Source organism: Photorhabdus sp. CRCIA-P01, from assembly GCF_003545805.1.
GTDB lineage: Bacteria > Pseudomonadota > Gammaproteobacteria > Enterobacterales > Enterobacteriaceae > Photorhabdus > Photorhabdus antumapuensis.
On record NZ_NMQR01000008.1, the window covers coordinates 131,894 to 153,447 of the forward strand.

The following is a 21,554-nucleotide window of genomic DNA, read 5'->3' on the forward strand; positions in this document are numbered from 1 at the left end:
TCTCAGCCCGAATATCGGATTTTCTTAAATGCTATTTTTAGCGGGATGGAACTGTTCACTACGACATTAGTTAGTGACTAATATGGACGTGTAACCCGCTCGGCTAGCAACCTACGCGACTATTACATCATGCCGCCCATACCGCCCATGCCACCCATACCACCTGCTGCACCTAAATCAGCTTTATCATCTTTAGGCAGATCAGTGATCATACATTCAGTGGTGATCATCAGACCAGCAATAGATGCTGCAAATTGCAGTGCGGAACGGGTCACTTTGGTTGGATCCAAAATACCCATTGCGATCATATCGCCATACTGTTCAGTCGTTGCGTTATAACCGTAGTTGCCTTCACCTGCTTTCACGTTGTTTGCGATAACAGATGGCTCTTCACCTGAGTTGTCAACGATCTGACGTAGAGGAGCTTCCATCGCGCGCATTGCAACACGGATACCTACGTTTTGATCTTCGTTATCGCCTTTCAGACCAGCAATAGCAGCTGCAACGCGAACCAGTGCAACACCACCACCCGCTACCACGCCTTCTTCTACTGCTGCGCGAGTTGCATGCAGAGCATCGTCAACGCGGGCACGTTTTTCTTTCATCTCAACTTCTGTTGCGGCACCAACTTTGATAACAGCAACACCACCAGCCAGTTTAGCTACGCGCTCTTGCAGTTTTTCACGGTCATAATCAGAAGTGGACTCTTTGATCTGTTGATTGATCTGAGCAACACGACCTGCAATTGCACCTTCTTCACCAACGCCATCAATGATAGTTGTGGTATCTTTGTTGATAACAATACGTTTTGCTTGACCCAAATCTTCCAGAGTTGCTTTTTCCAACTCCAAGCCGATCTCTTCAGAAATAACATTACCGTTAGTCAAGACAGCGATATCTTGCAGCATAGCTTTACGGCGGTCACCGAAGCCAGGCGCTTTAACCGCGGCAACTTTGACGATGCCACGCATGGTGTTAACAACCAGAGTAGCCAGTGCTTCACCTTCAACATCTTCAGCAACAATCAGCAAAGGCTTGCTTGCCTTAGCTACACCTTCCAGAACTGGCAACAGTTCACGGATGTTGGAGATTTTTTTATCTACCAGAAGAATATATGGGTTTTCTAATTCAACAGAACCGTTTTCTGGTTTGTTGATGAAATAAGGAGAGAGGTAACCACGGTCAAACTGCATACCTTCAACGACATCCAGCTCGTCTTCCAGGCCAGTACCTTCTTCAACGGTGATTACACCTTCTTTACCAACTTTGCCCATCGCTTCTGCGATCAATTTACCCACAGTTTCGTCGGAATTCGCGGAGATAGTACCTACCTGAGCAATAGCGGTGGAATCTGAGCAAGGTACGGACAGCTTTTTCAATTCTGCAACTGCTGCAACCACGGCTTTATCGATACCGCGTTTCAGATCCATTGGGTTCATGCCAGCGGCTACGGCTTTCAGACCTTCAGTAACAATAGACTGAGCCAATACAGTTGCAGTCGTTGTACCGTCGCCCGCAGCATCATTCGCTTTAGAGGCAACTTCTTTCACCATCTGAGCACCCATGTTTTCGAACTTGTCTTCCAGTTCAATTTCACGAGCGACGGAAACACCGTCTTTAGTGATTGCAGGAGCACCGAAAGATTTATCCAGCACAACGTTACGGCCTTTAGGGCCCAAGGTTACTTTTACTGCATCAGCAAGAATATTCACACCACGTAGCATCTTAACGCGAGCGTCGCTACCAAATTTTACGTCTTTAGCTGCCATTGTTTCTTTCCTTTAAATTCGTTCAGTTAAGAAGATCTAAGCGCAACAATTACGCTTCAACAATTGCTAGAATGTCGCTTTCAGACATGATCAACACTTCTTCGTTGTCGATCTTCTCTGACTTAACACCGTAACCATCGTTAAAAATAACGATATCTCCAACTTTCACACACAGTGCTTTTACATCACCATTTTCAAGGATGCGGCCATTGCCCACAGCCAGAACTTCACCACGAGTGGATTTACCCGCAGCTGTGCCAGTCAGCACAATACCGCCAGCAGATTTTGATTCAACTTCTTTACGCTTGACGATTACACGATCATGCAATGGACGAATATTCATTGATAACTCTCCTATAAGAAAGTCCATATCAGGTAAGAGGATTGATACCAGTATGCTTTCATTAAACTAGTATCATAATAAATCAAATGGGGACTTATTTATGATACTTCAAGGGCAGGCAAAAAAATATTTTACTTTTTTCTTGCCCACAGAAAAAAACCGATGATTAAACCGAGCATTCAGAAAATGACCGCTTATCAATGAGGCTTATGCTCGTCATCATCGGGTTTATGGTCTTTCAATGTTCGGGAGGGATCATCCTGCTTACGCTCATATTCCCCCTCAAAAGTATTACTATCCCGTCTAAATCCACCGCTATTATGAGGACGATAGAAATTGATATGTGGCATCAGTTTCATCACTAATTTTTTTTGAACCGGCGGCAGTAACAGCAGCAATCCAAGGAAATCCGTAAAAAAACCGGGAAGAAGCAACAAGAAACCTGCCAGTAAAAGGGAAACGCTTTTTATCATTTCTGCTGCCGGGCTCTCTCCATTAACCAGCCTCTGCTGGATCTGGATAAAATTCTTTATGCCCTGACTGCGTACCAAAGAGATACCGAAACAAGAAGTAAACAGCACCAGTAACAGGGTTAACAGTACACCTAGTTCAGAGGCAACACGCACAAATAAGGTTGACTCGATATAGACAAGCAAAAATATCAGGATAAATGGCAACCAACGCACTTGGTGCTCCTTCAATTGATTTGGATGAACAGGTTGTATCCTGAATAAATCATATCAACAAAATCCAAGGGACAACCAAATTAACATTTTTTTAGTTTATTAAAGATATAATTGGGGTCACAGTTATCGTTTTCAATCTTCTGAAAATTTTACCGATTAGATTCGTAATTGTGACAAATATCACATATATCAAATCAGACTAAACAAATACCACTATAAAGTGATCCAGATTCAATGCATTTATTGCTAACCAGCATATGATCACGCGGGCAATCTGGTGATGAAGAGTTCATATCATAACTATTGCTGTTGGCAACATAATGATTTAATAAATGCATAATTAGACAGTAAAAACGTCATCTAATAAGAAGGTTCTCATGTCAAACAACATTCGTATCGAAGAAGACCTGTTAGGTAAACGAGAAGTCCCTGCTGAAGCCTATTATGGTATTCACACCTTACGTGCGATTGAAAACTTCCATATCAGTAACAACACCATTAATGATGTACCCGAATTTATCCGTGGCATGGTGATGGTAAAAAAAGCCGCAGCCCTAGCTAACAAAGAACTGCAAACTATTCCTAAAAAAATTGCAGATATCATCATCAAAGCATGTGACGAAGTACTCTATACCGGCAAATGCATGGATCAGTTTCCAGTCGATGTATTTCAGGGTGGTGCCGGTACTTCACTCAACATGAATACCAACGAGGTTCTGGCAAACATTGGTCTGGAACTGTTAGGCCATAAAAAAGGCGAATATGAGTATCTGAATCCCAATGACCATCTGAATAAAAGCCAGTCAACTAACGACGCCTACCCAACCGGCTTCCGTATCGCAGTTTATAACGCCATCCTAAAACTGATCGAATCTATTGAACTGTTAATTGCGGGCTTCGGTAAAAAAGCTAAAGAATTTAACGACATCCTAAAAATGGGTCGTACCCAATTACAGGATGCTGTTCCTATGACACTGGGGCAAGAATTCAACGCATTCTCTATCCTGCTGAAAGAAGAAGTTAAAAACCTAAACCGAACCTCTGAATTACTGCTGGAAGTTAACCTTGGTGCTACTGCTATCGGTACCGGCTTGAATACCGCGCCAGGTTATCAGAAATTGGCGGTTGAAAAACTGGCTGAAGTTTCAGGTCTACCTTGCATACCAGCCGAAGATCTAATTGAAGCAACCTCTGACTGTGGAGCTTATGTTATGGTCCACGGTGCTCTGAAGCGCCTGGCTGTCAAACTGTCTAAAATCTGCAATGACCTACGTTTGCTTTCTTCTGGCCCTCGTGCTGGCCTGAATGAAATCAACCTACCAGAATTACAGGCAGGCTCTTCTATTATGCCAGCAAAAGTGAACCCGGTTATTCCAGAAGTTGTGAATCAGGTTTGCTTCAAAGTTATTGGTAACGATATTTGTGTTACTATGGCATCCGAAGCAGGCCAGTTACAGCTCAATGTAATGGAACCTGCTATTGGTCAGGCTATGTTTGAATCTATCTCCCTGCTAAGCAACGCTTGCCGCAACCTGGTAGAAAAATGCGTTAATGGCATCACGGCTAACAAAGAAGTTTGCGAAAGCTTCGTATTCAACTCGATCGGTATCGTGACATATCTGAACCCATTCATCGGTCACCACAATGGTGACATCGTTGGTAAGATTTGTGCTGAAACTGGTAAGAGTGTCCGTGAAGTCGTGCTGGAACGCGGCCTACTGACCGAAACTCAATTGGATGACATCTTCTCTGTAGAGAACCTAAAATGCCCATCTTATAAGGCAAAACGTTTTGACGATTAAGTTGTTGAATATAATAAAAAATAGCTCTTAGCAACAAGGCACGCAACTCCAACTGGATAGCGTGCCTTTTTACTTCCCTACATGCACAAAGTATTAACCTAAAATTTTCAAATTTTTAATTATTTCAAGGAGTCACTATTATGTTAGCCGTAGAATTGATTATCGTTCTGCTGGCCATCTTCCTGGGTGCAAGATTAGGGGGAATTGGCATTGGATTTGCCGGTGGTCTTGGCGTTCTGGTGCTGGCTGTAATTGGCGTTAAACCAGGGCATATCCCATTCGATGTTATTTCCATCATTATGGCGGTTATTGCCGCTATCTCTGCAATGCAGGTTGCCGGTGGTCTGGATTATCTGGTTCAGCAAACTGAAAAACTGCTGCGTAAAAATCCAAAATACATCACGATACTCGCACCTATCGTTACCTATTTCCTGACACTGTTTGCAGGTACAGGTAACATCTCTCTATCAGCACTGCCTGTTATTACTGAAGTTGCGAAAGAACAAGGCATTAAGCCATGCCGTCCACTTTCCACCGCAGTTGTAGCGGCCCAAATTGGCATCACCGCCTCACCAATTTCCGCAGCGGTCGTTTATATGTCTTCTCTGATGGAAGGCCACGGCGTTAGCTATATCCATCTGTTAATGGTGCTATTACCATCCACTTTCGCCGCTATCGTTCTGATGTCTTTCATCATCTCCTGGACGTTTAATTCCAAGTTGTCTGATGACCCCGTTTACTTAAAGCGCTTGGAAGACAATCTAGTAACTCTGCGTGGCAGTAAACAAATTGAAGTTAAACCAAAGGCTAAAGCTTCCGTTCTGTTATTCCTGTCAGGTGTTATCAGTGTTGTTATTTATGCTATCGTCAACAGCCCAAGCATCGGTCTGGTTGAAGAACCCCTGATGAACACCACTCACGCCATTCTGATCATTATGTTGAGTGTCGCAACTATCACGACTACGTTCTGTTCAGTTGATACTGACGCCATTCTGAACTCCAGTACCTTTAAAGCGGGTATGAGCGCATGTATCTGTATTCTAGGTGTTGCATGGCTAGGAGATACTTTTGTACAAGCGAACATGGATTGGATTAAAGGCACCGCTGGAGACTTAATCCACTCTCAACCCTGGTTGCTAGCGATTATTTTCTTCTTCTGTTCCGCCCTACTCTATTCTCAGGCGGCCACCGCAAAAGCATTGATGCCGATGGCTTTGGCTCTGAACGTCACACCATTGACCGCCATTGCTTCTTTCTCCGCAGTTTCTGGGTTGTTTATTCTACCTACTTATCCAACCTTGGTTGCCGCGGTTCAGATGGATGACACCGGCACGACCCGTATCGGCCGTTTCGTATTTAATCATCCATTCTTTATCCCTGGCACCATTGGGGTTGCTCTAGCTGTTGCCTTCGGCTTCCTATTCGGCAATATGATCCTCTAATTCTGCCTGCCAATAACCGCTTAATATAGGGGCGTATACCGCCCCTGCATACTCTCTCCTAAACGATATATTTTCTCTGAAAACCTTCGATGACTGTTTTAATCTTGACCAGAACACTTTCTGGTCTGGCTGCCTTCGGTTATAGTGCTGAATCTGTCTCATTCGATTAGCGATCATTATCTTTATGATTAAACGTACTCTGATGCTGTTTTTGCTGCTTTGCAGCGCTCTCTTTAGCCCAATGGCAGCGAACGCCCTGTTTGAACAACCGGGGCAAAATCCATATTTGCCAGTAGATCAGGCATTCATGTTTGATTTTCAGCAAACAGGCGACAAATTGACGTTAGACTGGCAGATCAAACCGGGTTATTACCTTTATCGCAGACAACTTCATATTGAGCCGCAACAGGCCACACTGGGTAAAATCACGTTGCCACAAGGTACAGCTCATCGAGATGAGTTCTTTGGTGAAACTGAAGTTTATTTCCAACAACTCATCGTCAATGTTCCTGTTACAGAAGCGAACAATAATTCTAATATCGTTGTCACTTATCAAGGCTGTGCCGCCGCAGGATATTGCTATCCACCTGAAACCCGCCTTGTTCCATTGAGTGCAGTTATTCCATCAAAAACAACTGACGCTACACCTGCTGAACCTGTTCAGAAAACGCCAGAAAGTGCATCCAATGACCAACACCATTTACCTTTCTCACCACTCTGGGCAATTTTGATTGGCATCGGTATCGCCTTTACACCTTGTGTATTACCGATGTATCCATTAATTTCCAGCATTATTCTTGGCAGCCAACGCCCTAAAAGCCTAAAACAGATATTTTGGTTAGCGCTAAGCTATATTCAAGGCATGGCAATCACCTATACGCTACTTGGATTGATTGTCGCAGCGGCGGGTCTACAATTTCAGGCCGCACTACAACATCCATATGTGCTGATTGGCTTATCAGTCTTGTTTATTCTGCTGGCTCTGTCGATGTTCGGCCTCTATTCTCTGCAACTGCCTTCCGCTGTTCAGACGCGTTTAGTCAACTGGAGCAACCAGCAAAAAAGCGGTTCACTTCTCGGTGTATTCGCTATGGGTGCGTTAGCGGGATTAATTTGCTCGCCTTGTACTACCGCACCTTTAAGTGCAATTCTACTCTACATTGCTCAAAGTGGTAATACCGTGGCAGGTGGCCTAACCCTTTATCTTTACGCTTTGGGAATGGGATTACCGCTCATTGCCGTCACCCTGTTTGGCCATAAACTCCTGCCACGCAGTGGGCCTTGGATGCAGTATGTTAAAGAAGCTTTTGGCTTCATTATTCTTGCGCTACCCGTTTTCCTGCTGGAAAGGGTTATCGGTGATACATGGGGAATACGATTATGGAGCCTGCTGGCGGTCAGTTTCCTGGGATGGGGATTTGCTCTGACGATTAGAAGCCAAAACGGTTGGGTGCGAATCATACAACTGATATTATTAATTCTGATGCTGATAGCTACCCGTCCATTGCAAGATTGGTTTTGGGGTACAACGGTCACACAACAATCGCAACATAGTCTCAACTTCCGCCAGATAAATAACTGGCAGGAATTAGAACAGATAATGACACAAAACAGCCATAAAACCGTTATGCTTGATTTCTATGCTGACTGGTGTACCGCTTGTAAAGAATTTGAAAAATATACTTTCAGCGATCCACAAGTCCAGTCACAACTGGGTGATACCTTACTGTTACAGGCCAATGTCACGAACAACAGCCCGCAACAGAAGCAGCTTTTAGAAAAACTTAGCGTTCGGGGATTACCGACTATTCTGTTTTTCGATTCTCAAGGAAAAGAGATCCCCGATTCACGGGTAAATGGTTTTATGAATGCAACCCGTTTTAACGAGCATTTGCAGCATCTGCCAAAATGATCTGAAGGAGAGCACCGTGCAACGAGAACAAGTTCTTAGCCATGCCTTAAACTTACTGGAGCAACATGGCTTATCCATCACAACTGAGATACTTTTTGGCTCGCTTAACATGGATATCGAATATCTCAAGCAGTTCTGGCCCGATCGGGAAGCTCTGCTTTATGACTGTCTACGTTATCACGGCCAACAGATTGAAGTCTGGCAACGACAAATATTACTGGATGAAAATCTGACACCAGAACAGAAGCTACTGGCTCGTTATGCAGCCCTTGATGAAAAAGTAAAAGAGAAACGCTACCCAGGCTGCCTGTTTATCGCGGCCTGTAGCGAATTCCCTGAACCTGACCACCCTATTCATCAATTAGCTGAATTACAAAAACAGAACTCTTCCCGCTACACCACCGAGCTATTACATCAACTGGATATTGAAGATTGCGAACTCGTTGCCAAACAGATGGAACTGATTCTGGAAGGTTGCCTGGGTAAGTTACTAGTTAAACGGGATATTGATGATATCGCTACGGCAAAACTGCTGGCAGAAGATGTTTTAGCTATTGCCTTATGTCGCAAAAATGGTGCGTTAAGTTAACAAAAATCAGCCTAAGATGAACAACCACACAAATCCAGGGCAAAAAAAAAGCAAACAATCCGCTTTTATCATTTTTTATCAGAAAGGCATTGACGACTTAGGCTGAATACGGTTTAATGCGCCCCGTTGCCCGGATAGCTCAGTCGGTAGAGCAGAGGATTGAAAATCCTCGTGTCGGTGGTTCGATTCCGCCTCCGGGCACCAATTCAAAGTGCGCTTGTTGGGAGATGAAAGTGAAAACTCAATGGGCAACCAATACAAGAACCCGAATGTATAACTGTAGTTAGTTTAGCTTTTCAGTACTTCAATATTGAATTGAACATAAGGGTTACCAAGCTAGGATACCTAAAACTTTAGGTGTCCTTTTTGCTTTGGAACGCAATACTTACAAGTTCTATTGCAACTGTCAAGCAGCCCAAACCAAAATCAACGAATTAATTAACACGATGTTGTATATCGGTTCTTCAGATTTCCTGATTGGTTAGAAGAAGGTTAATTCTGGGAGACTGCATCAGTTCAAAAAAATTCCCCATCTTGCAACAGGGAATTATTTATGTAGAAAAAGGCAAATTCAGACAACAGCGAGAATATTCTGTTTTATCCGATTAGCATTTCGCCTCTTTCTGGCTCAACATCAATATACAGCATCAACTCACGCTCCAGTGCGCGCCCGGCAATATCCAGATTGATATCAATATATTCCATCGTCGTGGCAATACTGCGATGCCCCAGTAATCCGCGCACCATTTGCAAATTACGATCAGGCGCTTTCATCAGTTCAGTTGCCAAAGTATGCCGGAAACGGTGGGGGCCCACATCAAATCCACACTCTTTTGACAAGCGACGAAAAAATGACTTTATCGTCTGTAATTGATCAGTTTCATTTCCTCTGTCTGTTTTGGCGGTAAAATAGTTCACACAGAACAGGGGATCACTGGGTTTTGCCCCAGCGGCTTGCGCACGTTCCAGCAAAATCTCCAGCCGCGGATACAACCATTTCACCACCGGCACCTGGTGTTCATAATGGTTCTTACTCCCCTCAGAGCAAAGAATAATCCGGCGCTCATCCAGGTCAATATCCCCGAGCCGGATATGTAATAACTGATTTTGCCGCATCCCGGTATAACGCAACGTATCCAATACCGTCAGCCAGTACCAGGTCGGATATAATGCACAGCGGGCACGATGATTATCCCCTGTCCGTCGTTCCCGCTCTTCAAATTGCCCCATCGTGAGATACAAGGTTGTCAGTTGTTTTTTGGTCAATGTTTTCTTTTTATTTTTATTCTCATTAACCTCTACACCAATAAATGGGTTTTCCGTTTGGGGCAGTATTCTTTCTTCTATCGCCAAATTAAACACTGACCGCATATGCGCAATCTTACTGTTCCAGGTCACCCCTTTCAGTCCACGTTGATGCAACACATATCTGCGCCACGCCAGGACCTGCTGTCGGGTTACCTGAGCAGGCCGATTATCGGCACCTGCAAACACCTGGAATGTATTCACCACCTTGCGATAACTCGACTCAGTAGCCGGTCGCAAGATTTTGGCAAAAAAATATTCATCCAGCAGGTTATCCCAGGTCATACTGTCCATCTCTACTTCCTCACTTCATCAATTTAAAAACCCATTGCGGGGCGCGAAAAATAACGCACAGTTATTATAACACATTGTTATTAAAGATACTTTCTCAGGAAATCGTCATAAAAGGGCTATCCTCGGGTACAGGACTACCACGGTAAAGCAAAGTACTTTTGATTAAGTAGCCATGAACACGTTGATAGGAGCCAATCCGATCGGCAGAATCATAAAGATGACAACAACAAAAACACTTTCCACGACTTACTCGATGTCGTCCCAGCCGCTCAAATGCGGTTTGTACCCGCTTCCATTTTTGGCTAACCTCTTTGCCATCAGCCTGTTTTTTCTCACTAAGAAACTGAAAGAAAATAGCCGGCGCACTCACAAACACAAAGCCGCCAACCAAATGTATCCGGGCTTTCGGCGTATTCATGTTCATCACCCCCTGCATTAAGCCAACGGACAACCAGTCCCAGAACTGCTCTCCAATACAGGATGTCTCAATAGCATTTTCATGATTCTGCCATGTTGTCTGAACAGCGTGTTGTGAAGACATTGACGTGTATGGCGGTGCGATTTCCGCTTCATTCACCATAACTTGTTCTGTCACTGTAGTAGCAACATTCATCCCCATCAATGACAGTAACTGTTGCGTGCTTCCGTCCGACTGCATCCTCTTCTCCGGCGTGACTGTCATAGCAGTAAAGGGGAGCTCATCAACAGGCTTCACGGCTGATGAAACAATTTTAGCCATCGTGTTATCTTCTTGCCGTATCTGAGAGGGCAGAACATTTTCCATTGCGGTTGATAAAGGCGTAGCAGAAACATCGGGATTTCCTGAAACAATAATTTGCGATGATGCAGCCGTGACAGATAATATTTCTGATATTGTCGGTGCACCGGCTTTATTCAAAGCTTCTGTCATTATCTGATTTATTGCGTCATCTTCCTTCATCTCACCGGATAGAATACAAAACAGCGAAGGCAAGGCATTAGGTACCGACGCCAGCCAGGTCAATGCCTTAGCCGGCAGCAATCGCCCGGCGAGTAACACCCCAAAATGACAGGCAACCCTCATCGCCACTGGGGGAGTTTTGAACCGGAAACGATACGCCCCCTGCGGCACAGCCAGCCCAGGGTACCAGGGTTGGCCTTCATCCAATTCACCGTCAAAGTTTGCCAAAACAGGCAAAAAATGAAATAACGCAGCGTAAAACACCACCGTGTTCCATATCACACTTTGTGCTGCCTGCGTCTCAGGCTCCACACCCAGCGGTAACATCTGCCCTTTCGCCAGACGTACGGCAAATGCAGTACATTGCAACGTCACATCAATTAATCCGCCCAAACGGGCATAAGGTCCCTGCGGTGCCGCCGGAAGTTGTTGCATCAATGCCACACACTCATGTAATGGGGCCAGCCACAGCGTCTGATAGCGTGTTTTGGATAATGCGCTATTGTCCCACAGACACTGTAAATACTGTCGTCGCCGGGAAGTATCCAGCAATAGCCTGGACTCAGACGGCAAAAAGTAGCCGGCTTTGACCGTTTGTGGGATGGCGGCGGATTGTGGAAGTGGCTTTTTTCCTGTGGATGCTCCTGCCAGCAGGATTTTAATTTTTTTCAACACGATTAATCTCCCCTATTTTTCCTAAAACCCTAATACATCCTCTGACAGGGACAAGGCAAAACTCTTTTTCCGGGAATAAAAATTAATCGATAAAAACAGCACGCAATGATTCAAACGTTTCCAATTCAGTCACGGGTAAACGAAGCATGTATCCGGTTATTTCGTTGAATCCGCTACGATAAGTACAAAAGGCAAGAACTTTATTCAATGATGGATCATGCAAGAAAGGATTAAAGAGGAAAATAGAATGTATCCAGTGCATCTGGGAAGCACTATCGATTCAGACTAAAACACGTCAGGGATGAACCCAATAACCTCAGTCAGTTTATTTTGCCTCTCCGTCCTGTTGGATAAAAACTCCGGCCCAAGAGCCGGAATTTGCTTAATCAAGTGTCTCAAACCGTTTAAACCTCATACTGCTGACGATTTTTCCTGAGACGACAAGGCCAGTTTCCCAGCCAATGTACCGGAGTATACATGACCCGATGACGTTCATTCGTCAGGGCATCACCTATCACCACCTCCCCAGGTATCCCCAATAGAGAAAGCTGGATATAGGCCATCGAAGCCGCCACGACATCAATATCCACACAGGATACCCACATATGCTGAGCAGGATTATAACCTGACATTTTCAACACTTCCGCTGCCGCAATAACCATACAACCCGCACCACAAGCTGGCTCATATAAGGTGAAAAAGGGCTGCTTCGTTAAGCGTTGCTCGACGTCACTCAACTGCATTTTCGCCATGACCAAGCTGATGGGCCAGGGAGTAAAGAATTGCTTCAGATGTTTGTTGCCCAGATTCAATTGCATAAAAACACCGCCAAGAAAATCATGGGGTTCAAATTCCAATCCCATCATGACATGTTCAAGCAGTTGAGAAAACCGGCTAACATCCTCCGGCTTATAGTGTTTGATGATTTGCCGATATCCCTGCTCCAGCTTACTGTCCGGGCAGACTGCATTATGCAGACTAATTGCCGCACATTGTACAAAATCATCGAATACTCGGTTACGATAATAATAACGGGCAGTTTCATTAAACAAGGTAATAAACGCTTTTTTATGATCAATCAAGACAGACAAAACATGCTCCTGGAAAATGGGGAACATGTCCCACCAGGGGATATATTCCCCCTTGTGGGTAAATCGCCGGCGTAATATCCGCCGGCAGTCGCGTTATCAGACACTCAGGCAAACCTGAACTTTTTTATGTCAATTCACCCCAGGGAATTTCCCTACGGAATAACACTGTCAGTGCACTAACAGCCGTCATGTGAAATATTGCCGAGAATGTAGACCGGCCCTATCACTTTACGGATACCGTCTTCCTCACCAAATTCCAGCTCATCAATGCTACCTTCTTCCCACTGCCCATTTCGGTATTTGTCGTAACCACAAAAGCCACAGACATCCTCAAAATAATGGGTGATATGGCAGTGATATTGCCTGGATAAAGGAACCATGATTTTTTCATACCACGGCTCCCAAGGCGCTGCGTCAAAGCTCCCAGTTAAACTGCCATCATCATTGTGCTTCCAGGCTATTTCATAACCTCGCGGCCGTGCCATATCGTACAATCGGAAATACAACTCATGAGTTGTCTCGTGATCCCTTAACAATCCGCCGCAAAATCCATTGATTTCACTCGCAAGATGGGTCGGTATCAGCAGAAACAAGTCACAAGGCACCGTCTCTGTCAGCCGATCATCAAGATGAGACCACAGCATTTCCGTGTCACGTTCTCCGCTCCAATCAACCAAACCGAACCAGTCACAGGACTTTTGGTTAAATAAAGCCATGATGGTTTTCTGCGCTGCCGGGAGCAACGTCTCCCATTTTCGCTCGGCCAGACCACTTTGTTGGTATAGCCTGTCAATCTGTTGGCTGGTGACTTCATCAAGCGCAACATTCTCTTTTAACAAGGCCAGCCATTGCTCAAATGCCCAATTTTCCGGTGACATTTCACCCACTCCACTCGCTACCAGCGCTGGATAAAGTGGGTAATCTATTGTTTCAGTCGGTTGCAGAAGACCGGCACAGCCCGCGACAAACAGCTTAATACTTTGATGGATCGCCTGCCCGTAATAGGGAATTTTGTCTCCCAATCCCCATTGTCGCAGGGCATCCAGTTGGTCAGGTTGGCCAGTGATATTCAAACGATTGGCGTACCACTTCGACATAGTAAAACATCCTCTTTTTTACCTGAAAAAGGGCACACCTTGTGAAGGCAATGCCCCCACAGGCAAGTGATAAGTTCAGAAATGTGAAAAAAGGCTATCCGGCTTTCGGATAGACCCATTCAAGTTATTTATAACCGGACAGCCGGTCTCCACAATTTTGTGGCCTGTACATCAGAGCGCCTTCTCTTTCCAAACGCCGCGATAATCCTGCCCGTCATCACTCGGTACAAATCAGGCCGGAAACGCCTGCCGTGGCGACGGGCAGTTTTATTCTTACGAACGATTTTTAGGTAAGTTTTGGTATGAATCTTTTTCATCAATAATGCTCCGAAATAAAAACGGGCATTATCCCCTGAGGGGAAATAACGCCCGTCAGGGTGAAAACAACTGCCGGCAGCCCGGCAATCAGGGGTAAAATTGTGTGATAATTTGTGTGGCTGTCAGCGTCACCTTCAGATCACATTTGTCATTCAGTAACCGGTTGAGTGTAGATATGGAGAAACCCAGCTTTTCCGCAAAATCATCGCCGCCCGCTTCCTCCCAGGCACGTTCATACCAGCCTTCGTCCTTCTCCGGATGATAACCGCAAGCATAAGCGACAAGATATTTGCCGTTTTGCATCGAACCGATATCAGACATGATATAAATGCTCTGATCCTTGACCAGCAACACGTCACACTGATGGGCTATCGCTTCCTGCAACACAGGTTTCAGATCTTTAGCCTTAAAAAGTAACATCGTCATTCTCCTGAGGAGAAACGTTCCCATTGAGGGAACATTCCCCCAATGGGTTAAAGTTTAGTTATGCTGCCAACCTCTGTACTGGCGAAGACAGGCTCACTGAACGGGTTTTCAGCACAAACTGCTCATCTACCCATGTGATTGCCTCATCCACCACATCCCGATAATCCTTGAGTGTTGGGTTATTAACGTTTTCAATGTCTACATCTGATCGAAAACTCTCTATTACACAACCATTTTTGTATACCACATCAACCTGGAACTGGACTGGCGTCATGAGTCCATCAGAGACCTCATCGATATAGTCTTCGAGATACCCTGACTCAAATTCCTCTGCGTCAATATTGTGTAAATCCTGTGGCCCCATGAAGACATCGATGTAACCGACAGAGAAGGAAAAACGCCGTATCAAACGGGGTTCAACCTGTAAGTGACGAAGAAATTGGCCCAGACGTTCAAAACAATACAGACACGTTTCTGTCAACTGCTTATCCAAATAGTCCATAAAACGTGTCCAGTACTTTTGTGTTTTGCTGAACTGTTCCAGCCCAATTTGTTCATCTTCCGGTAGATTATCCTGCGCCGTCAGACGCAAAAATTCCTCTGCCGTTAGATTCAGTAACACGGCTGTATCCGGCCGGATAAGGGTATCCACACGACCACTGCTTTCCGGATGGGTATAAGGCATCAGCAACGGATCCTGATAAACATGAGATATCGCATCCATCCCCCGTATCCATAACGTCAGGATACGTTCACTATTTCTGCATCTAGCCCGGTTTGCCGGATCCTCAGACAAGCTGTCCAAAAGATGAGTCATGACAGGCAAAAGTAACTCTTTGGTAAACTTTATATGGGTATTGACGTAGTCTCCCTGGCTTTCATTAAACAGACAGAAAATAGCGTCGTCATCCAGCGCCAGCCCCATTCGTTCTACGAATTGATGCCGGATATAAAAACGTAATAAAGACATAAGGGAAATCTCGTGATTGACGGGGTTCCCCCTGTAGGGGATATCCCCTATCGGGTTAATGTGATGCCACCCAATGGTGACTTGAATGAAAGATGTGTGTCAGCTGGCCTTGCGCATCGCTATTTCATCTTCAGCTTCCTGACGCTGACGTTTAAATTGCCAGAATCCTAAATGATACATTGGCGTCACCATTTTCTGAGACATGACATGAGTGAGTGAATTGCCCACCGTGACCACGGCCGGGACACCCAGCAACGACAGTTGGATATACGTCATCATCGCGGCAACCGGGTCAATATCGACACAAAACGCCAACATCTGTTGCTGAGGATTAAACCCCGCTTCCAGCATGGTCTGATACATCGCAATAATCATCCCGCCGGCGCCACAATCCGGATCAGACACCGTGATATATTCATGCTCTCCGGATCCCAGCCTCGCCAAGCCCTCAGCGAGCTTCATTCTGGCCATCATATGACTGACCGGAAACGGCGTAAAATACTGGCCAACCTGGTCATTACCTAATTCCAGCGCCATGAAAACAGCGCCCAGAAAATCACCGGCTTCATACTCCAGCCCCATAATAACTTCACTCAGCAAACGACTCAGCCGGAATGCATCTTCACGGGAATAACGTTTAACCCTCTGCATATAGTCCGCTTCAAATTCATCATTTTGCAACAACGCGTTGTACAGTGAACAAACTGCCATATGCACAAAATCACAGAACACCTGCCAGCGATTTTCATGCGGCGCAATCTGGTTAAACAGTCTGATAAAAGCCTGTTTATGTGGATTCGGTTCCCGGTAAGTGGCCGCCAACGGCAGTTCCACAACGTTATCGTCAGACGGATCATTATCTTCATCTTCACGGCTACGGTCAGACGCCACCGGCGGTAACAGCAACCGTTCAGATTGTGATGATCTGTCCGGTTCACAAGTATCAGCCGGTTCTGTCGCCGGGATCCGAGAATAGTTCAGACACGATGGCTGGCTGGAAAATAACGCCAATGCCTCACTGGCCTGCCCCAATTCTTCCGGAAACAACCTGCCTTCTGGCTGGTCACGCCGTTCCCAGTGATATATTCGGGCTAAAGCACTGACAGCCATCAGCGGTGTGATGCACTCATCAATATGGCGCTGAACCACCTCATCATATTCCAGCATGGTGTCATTCAGCGGCAGACCATAGTGCTCACTGAGCAATACGGTAGCCATCTGCTGCCACAATTCCACCTGGCTTGGTAACTGCTGTCGCCGGTCTTGCAAATAATCCATTGCACGGCGGGCATCATTAGCAACCTGAAATAACCACCACGGATCTGAGCCCAAAGCGTGTTCCCAGAGTATCGTATTATCAGGATATACCAGGTTACCCCGGACACCCGTCAATGCAGCCAAAAACGCGGCACCTAGTGCTGTCACCCATTGTTCCCGACTTTCATCCCACTCACTTCGGGTTGTCAGGCCAAAACGGTTTAACCGGGACGGATGGCCAGAGGCATGAACCAGTTGATGCAATAAATCATGCCAGTATTGTGTACTTTCGGCATAGTCCTGACAGCCAGGCAGTTCAATACGGTCATGCAACGACCAGTAAACGGGCACAATGCCTGACCGATGAACCACCGGGATCCCACTGGCCGTCACCAGTTGCTGAACAGCGGCAAAACCGGGAGCCGGACGGGGGGGTAAAGGGCAACCTGGTTGGAGTTCTGCCGGCAATCCTTCACATTGTTCCAGATTAATCACACGCATCAGCGACATTGAAGGCCGGTAACGGACGATGGTTGTCGGTTTTTCACCTTTGACTACACAACCGCCCAACGCTCTTAACTCCTCACCCGTTAACCAGCGGTTAGATATCAACTGCCGCTGTTGCATGGCTTGCCACAACAACAACACATTGATACCGCTAAATGGCTTCCCTGTCAGCGCCTGCTGTGGCAAACCGTATTCACTATCCGCCAACCAGGGCTGTTGCCAGGGCACCCCTCCACTTTCCAGGCTGTCCGTAAGACGTCGGGTTATTAAACCGGCAGATATCGTCCGGTAGGTAAGAAATGGTCATCATCTTTCCTGTCTGAAATTAAGGAAGAGACCATTCCACAGGGAGTCGTCTCTCCCCTGGGGATAAATAATTAGCGCATGAAATAATTAGCTATTCTGGCCGGTAACGCAGTCAGTCCGTGATAAACCGATGACAAATCAACCTCATAAGCGTGAACAATCAAACATACTCCCGTCACCAGCGACGTCAATGCTATCCCGGTCAACAGCCAGCGACGACGCTGCCTGAGTTTTTTCTCCTTTAGCTGAACCTGTTGATACAGGAACAGCCCCAGCGTCTGCAACTCACTGAACCGGTGAAATTCCTCACGCCGTAAGGCTTCACATGCCTCATCGTAACGCTCAAGCTCTGTCGGATGATGACGAGCAAGAAAACAGCGGTAACCGTGATTTCTCAGGGTGTGATAGTGATTGTCGAATTGCGCCTGCAACCACTGATTAAACCGGCTACGGGTTTTTTTGAATATTTCCGGCTCAGCCAGCGCCTGCACGGACAGGGACTGGGACGGTGACCGAATGTGTTCTTTAGTCGTCATTGTACTCATAGGGTTAACTCCTTTCGTAAAAAAATGACTGACGGAGTTAACCCTCACGGGTTTCCCCGTCAGGGTAATCAATAAAATTAGGCGTCCAACGCAATCAGCAACCGATCAGATTCATGTTTAAGCCGCAGCGCTTGCCATAAGGGGGCCTTCATGTCGCCGTCATACGGCAAACAGAAAAAACCAAACGTCACCTCACACATTCCCGGCTTTGCTGCTGACCAGGCTTTGAATGCCTGGTAAATCAGTTGATGAAACCGTTCTGTTTCATATTCCGGCGCAAACGGATAACTCACCATTCGCCGCCAGACTGGCTCTTCAATCGCTACAGCCGGCATCACCCACCGGGTAACGGCAGTCAACGTCTCATTGACCATTATGCGGCCTCATCATAAGCATGCGATAAACTACGCTGTCTCAACAGGCGCGTTAGCATCTGTTGTGCCGAATCCACCGCTTCCGTTTCGTCGATAAGGTACCGTTCGCCATAAAACGGCTCCGGACTCTCCTCACCGAAATACAGCAACTCCACACCCGGTTTGTAGCTGTGTCTATCTCTGACCACAACCGGTCTCCCGCATGACTTCGCGTCATCAGAAAGTTGCCATTTACCCGCATACACCGTTTGTCTCCGAGCCTGGGTCATATGAGTCACCGGTAGTCTCACCTGTCTTCGGCGTAACAACCAGGACATCACATGGTAAAACGACAGAGAAATCCAACGAATAACGCCCCAAAGTACTGTCGCAAAGATCATTAACATCGTTCGTCTCCTTTATCTCCATAACAACTGGAAAACCAGCAACAGCACACCTAACGTCAGGATCCCCGCAACTTTGAACAGCGTTATCATGCCCAAAAGTTTAAGGAGTGCGTCACGATCCCGATAATCACACTCATCACGGATCAAATCGCGGATAAGTGAGCGTTGTTTCGGCGTTAACATCTCTGAAGCCGACAAGGTTGTCGTATCAGTGGGGGGATGAAAAGCAGGCATTAACCACTCCTGTTACCGGGAGCCTGCCCTTGACGGGGACAAGCCCCGGGAAATGTAAGGAAGATGTTCATCACGAACATCATACAAAGTAAATAAATCCGTCAGGTCAATCCCTGTCAGGATGCCTGATAAGTATCGCCAGCCGAGGCAATCTCCCCGACTTAACTTTGCGCCCAATCAGTGCTTCAGACCGGACAGATTTCATCAATATTTCAGTTAATCACGATAAAGTTTGCATAATATTTCCTCAAATGTAAAAAAATGAGGAATAACCTCATCCCTCAGGGAAAGGCATTCCCCATCAGGAGGTGGTTGTATGACAGAGACAACAGAGAACTAACCCTGTCCCTCGGAGGTGAGATCATCAAATGGCAAGCCTGCCACCGTGTGTTACTAAAAATGCACCTTCATCACTGTAATCAGTGATACCCGTTTTCAAAGGATAAACGGGTGTACCGCCCAAAGGCACCATCTCTCAGGTTACAATGGTTTTATGACGAGTCACCCAAAGGCGTCAGTCTCAGACTCATCTGACATTGGCCGTTGTCCGAAAACAACAAGTTAACATATTGATATTAAGCCCAGGGCTGTTTCGATTCAAGCTAAATTCAAAAGCCAATTAATCATCACTGCACTGTTTATTGTAGACACGGGCAACATAATGTCCTCGTCCATCTCCATGTCCCAAATCCATTGCAACCATCGCTTCTGCTTCTTTTCGACTTAATCCTTTCGACAAATGATAATTTATTGCCTCAACAGCATAAGCATAACGCAAACTGTGTGGTGAAGACTTTCCGGTTAACCCCGCTTCCCTGACTCTATTCCGGTAACGATCAATAGCCGAATGTAAATTCGGCTATTGATCGTTGTCAGACTACCTCCAACGCCAGTTTTCACTGACGTCGCCATCAATACCGAGTCGATTGTTCTCCTTCTTCTGAATATAAAACGTCAACATGGTTATTTTTCACTCAAAACGTTAAGGTGAATAGCGATCTTCAAACCCTACAACCGGGGTACCACGTATTGGTCAGAAGGTAGAAAATGCGGGGAAAACCTGTATTACGTGGTAAGCCGGTTATGAATAACGCCGGGTAACTTTCATCGCCGGACGGTGGGTTGTTGTCCGACGAGATCTGCTTCCAAAAGTGCGCAGATGTACTGCATTGCGATGCTCTCCCTTGCAAGCTACAGGGGTTTTATTTCGCCATCTAATGGGTGAGCCTTAAAAGTGATCAGATCACTGGTAATCACATTCAGATGGTAGAGTGTGTCTCAGACGGGGTCAATGTCAGTGCTATGATATCTAACCAGCTGCTTTCACGCACTCCAGGGATCTCATACTGAAGCGCAATATCATTCCTTTATTCTTTAATTTCTAAAGGATTTTTATATTTAATGCCAGTTAATTCTGACAAATCGACATCTTTTCCTCCAGTGTGAAAGATTTTTCTGCGCCTCAGGTTGTACAGGTGAAGGCAATGCTCACACATGTCAGTAACATTAGCCGGATTTTTGATCGCCTTGAGTGTCCTAACAGCATATTTACCACATCGGCATCGTACGACATAAATGGCACTGTTTTTATGGTTACCCCGTTGCGATAAAGGGCGGACTCCTAACACCGTAAAAAAGCCATATTCATAGCCCTGGACCTGCATCAGTATGTTGATTAAATTGGGTTCTCTTGTATTTAAACGTAAATCATATGTCGTTTTGTAAGGAATAAAATGACTGGATTGTTTTTGACTTTTCTTTTTCCTATCATTTTTATCGGTATCGGCCATCACTTTCCCTGAACCATTTTAGAATATATTAAAGGTTTTACAATCTAACCGTTTTCACTATTAATTCAATAGTGGAATAGCTAAGCTTAATAGGTAAATCGGGTCCAATTCTATTTATTTTCATTATCATAAATGGCGAAGCCTCGATGGATTCGACCATTGAGGCTTCTATAAATCGTCTACTACCAAGCTAATGTAAATATACCCAAGAAACTTCAAGATGCAGTTTTTAGCACCTGAAAATGGTCGTTAATTCTAGACGTCAGCGAGTCCGCTATATCAGGTAACGTTGTGGTGAAAAATTTGAAGACTTTGTCTCGAAATTCATGCTTATCAGCGAAATAACGGTTATTTCGAACCTGTTCATTCATGACCTTCCATAATCGCTCTATCGGGTTTAAATTTGGGCTGTATGGAGGAAGGTAATGTAACTCAATATTGCTAACATAAGCCCACTCCTTCACAAGATGAGCTTTGTTGTAACCCGCCCCATCCA

At 45.6% G+C, this 21,554-nt stretch carries 22 protein-coding genes, 1 tRNA gene and 1 pseudogene; 5 read left to right on the forward strand and 19 right to left on the reverse strand.

Translation table 11 applies throughout. The features are described 5' to 3' along the window. Positions 1-122: 122 nt before the first annotated feature. The 3 genes from groL to D3222_RS07755 form a co-directional block, all read right to left on the reverse strand. Positions 123-1,769 (reverse strand): chaperonin GroEL, encoded by a 1,647-nt coding sequence (groL, locus tag D3222_RS07745; RefSeq protein WP_118985646.1) that lies wholly within the window; start codon positions 1,767-1,769, stop codon positions 123-125. 49 nt (positions 1,770-1,818) lie between these two features. Next, complete coding sequence (locus D3222_RS07750; protein WP_036809429.1) at positions 1,819-2,112, reverse strand: co-chaperone GroES; 294 nt, start codon at positions 2,110-2,112, stop codon at positions 1,819-1,821. A 197-nt stretch (positions 2,113-2,309) separates the two neighbouring features. Then, the gene (locus tag D3222_RS07755) at positions 2,310-2,798 is read right to left on the reverse strand and encodes an FxsA family protein (RefSeq protein ID WP_118985647.1); all 489 of its coding nucleotides are present in this window, start codon (positions 2,796-2,798) and stop codon (positions 2,310-2,312) included. 377 nt (positions 2,799-3,175) lie between these two features. On the opposite strand from D3222_RS07755, the gene aspA reads away from it, so the two are divergent. The 5 genes from aspA to D3222_RS07780 all read left to right on the forward strand — a co-directional run bounded on the left by aspA (position 3,176) and on the right by D3222_RS07780 (position 8,747). Continuing rightward, the gene (gene aspA / locus D3222_RS07760) at positions 3,176-4,600 is read left to right on the forward strand and encodes an aspartate ammonia-lyase (protein ID WP_118985648.1); all 1,425 of its coding nucleotides are present in this window, start codon (positions 3,176-3,178) and stop codon (positions 4,598-4,600) included. Positions 4,601-4,740: 140 nt separating this feature from the next. Then, positions 4,741-6,042: an anaerobic C4-dicarboxylate transporter gene (locus tag D3222_RS07765; RefSeq protein WP_118985649.1), complete on the forward strand. Its 1,302-nt coding sequence runs from the start codon at positions 4,741-4,743 to the stop codon at positions 6,040-6,042. A 184-nt stretch (positions 6,043-6,226) separates the two neighbouring features. Further along, entirely contained in the window at positions 6,227-7,954 is a 1,728-nt protein-coding gene (locus D3222_RS07770) for a protein-disulfide reductase DsbD (protein WP_118985650.1), read from the forward strand. A 16-nt stretch (positions 7,955-7,970) separates the two neighbouring features. Further along, positions 7,971-8,543 carry a division control transcriptional repressor DicD gene (gene dicD / locus D3222_RS07775; protein ID WP_118985651.1) on the forward strand — a complete coding sequence of 191 codons (573 nt, stop codon included), beginning with the start codon at positions 7,971-7,973 and terminating at the stop codon, positions 8,541-8,543. Between the two features lie 128 nt (positions 8,544-8,671). Further along, positions 8,672-8,747 (forward strand) — tRNA-Phe (locus D3222_RS07780). A gap of 393 nt (positions 8,748-9,140) precedes the next feature. On the opposite strand, the gene D3222_RS07785 is transcribed toward D3222_RS07780, so the two are convergent. The 16 genes and pseudogenes from D3222_RS07785 to D3222_RS07855 all read right to left on the reverse strand — a co-directional run. Next, on the reverse strand, positions 9,141-10,142 hold the full coding sequence (locus D3222_RS07785; RefSeq protein ID WP_118985652.1) for a tyrosine-type recombinase/integrase: 1,002 nt from the start codon (positions 10,140-10,142) through the stop codon (positions 9,141-9,143). Positions 10,143-10,236: 94 nt separating this feature from the next. Beyond that, positions 10,237-11,757, reverse strand: coding sequence for a conjugal transfer nickase/helicase domain-containing protein (locus D3222_RS07790; RefSeq protein WP_118985653.1), 1,521 nt, complete (start codon positions 11,755-11,757; stop codon positions 10,237-10,239). 82 nt (positions 11,758-11,839) lie between these two features. Then, positions 11,840-12,019: a hypothetical protein gene (locus tag D3222_RS24995; RefSeq protein WP_141096760.1), complete on the reverse strand. Its 180-nt coding sequence runs from the start codon at positions 12,017-12,019 to the stop codon at positions 11,840-11,842. A gap of 142 nt (positions 12,020-12,161) precedes the next feature. Then, a complete protein-coding gene (locus tag D3222_RS07795) occupies positions 12,162-12,875 on the reverse strand; it encodes an N-6 DNA methylase (protein ID WP_118985654.1) in 714 nt (237 codons plus the stop codon). A gap of 149 nt (positions 12,876-13,024) precedes the next feature. Further along, positions 13,025-13,945, reverse strand: coding sequence for a DUF1281 domain-containing protein (locus tag D3222_RS07800; protein ID WP_118985655.1), 921 nt, complete (start codon positions 13,943-13,945; stop codon positions 13,025-13,027). Positions 13,946-14,073: 128 nt separating this feature from the next. Beyond that, a complete protein-coding gene (locus tag D3222_RS07805) occupies positions 14,074-14,262 on the reverse strand; it encodes a hypothetical protein (RefSeq protein ID WP_081461607.1) in 189 nt (62 codons plus the stop codon). An 88-nt stretch (positions 14,263-14,350) separates the two neighbouring features. Then, complete coding sequence (locus D3222_RS07810) at positions 14,351-14,683, reverse strand: DUF3085 domain-containing protein (protein WP_015835417.1); 333 nt, start codon at positions 14,681-14,683, stop codon at positions 14,351-14,353. Between the two features lie 64 nt (positions 14,684-14,747). Then, positions 14,748-15,659 (reverse strand): hypothetical protein, encoded by a 912-nt coding sequence (locus tag D3222_RS07815; protein WP_118985656.1) that lies wholly within the window; start codon positions 15,657-15,659, stop codon positions 14,748-14,750. A 99-nt stretch (positions 15,660-15,758) separates the two neighbouring features. Next, on the reverse strand, positions 15,759-17,651 hold the full coding sequence (locus tag D3222_RS07820; protein ID WP_232832443.1) for an ArdC-like ssDNA-binding domain-containing protein: 1,893 nt from the start codon (positions 17,649-17,651) through the stop codon (positions 15,759-15,761). A gap of 149 nt (positions 17,652-17,800) precedes the next feature. Continuing rightward, a complete protein-coding gene (locus tag D3222_RS07825) occupies positions 17,801-18,274 on the reverse strand; it encodes a hypothetical protein (RefSeq protein ID WP_118985657.1) in 474 nt (157 codons plus the stop codon). A gap of 77 nt (positions 18,275-18,351) precedes the next feature. Then, positions 18,352-18,648, reverse strand: a complete 297-nt coding sequence (locus tag D3222_RS07830) for a hypothetical protein (RefSeq protein ID WP_118985658.1) — start codon at positions 18,646-18,648, stop codon at positions 18,352-18,354. Continuing rightward, on the reverse strand, positions 18,648-19,034 hold the full coding sequence (locus D3222_RS07835; protein WP_011145482.1) for a hypothetical protein: 387 nt from the start codon (positions 19,032-19,034) through the stop codon (positions 18,648-18,650). Before D3222_RS07835 ends, D3222_RS07830 begins: the two co-directional genes overlap by 1 nt. A 12-nt stretch (positions 19,035-19,046) precedes the next feature. Continuing rightward, positions 19,047-19,268 carry a hypothetical protein gene (locus D3222_RS07840; protein WP_118985659.1) on the reverse strand — a complete coding sequence of 74 codons (222 nt, stop codon included), beginning with the start codon at positions 19,266-19,268 and terminating at the stop codon, positions 19,047-19,049. Between the two features lie 619 nt (positions 19,269-19,887). Further along, a pseudogene (locus tag D3222_RS07845) lies at positions 19,888-20,127 on the reverse strand (integrase domain-containing protein); the annotation flags it as partial. A gap of 508 nt (positions 20,128-20,635) precedes the next feature. Further along, on the reverse strand, positions 20,636-21,058 hold the full coding sequence (locus D3222_RS07850; protein WP_118985660.1) for a hypothetical protein: 423 nt from the start codon (positions 21,056-21,058) through the stop codon (positions 20,636-20,638). 215 nt (positions 21,059-21,273) lie between these two features. Next, a partial coding sequence (locus tag D3222_RS07855) for a transposase (protein ID WP_198672728.1) occupies positions 21,274-21,554 on the reverse strand: 281 nt, incomplete at its 5' end.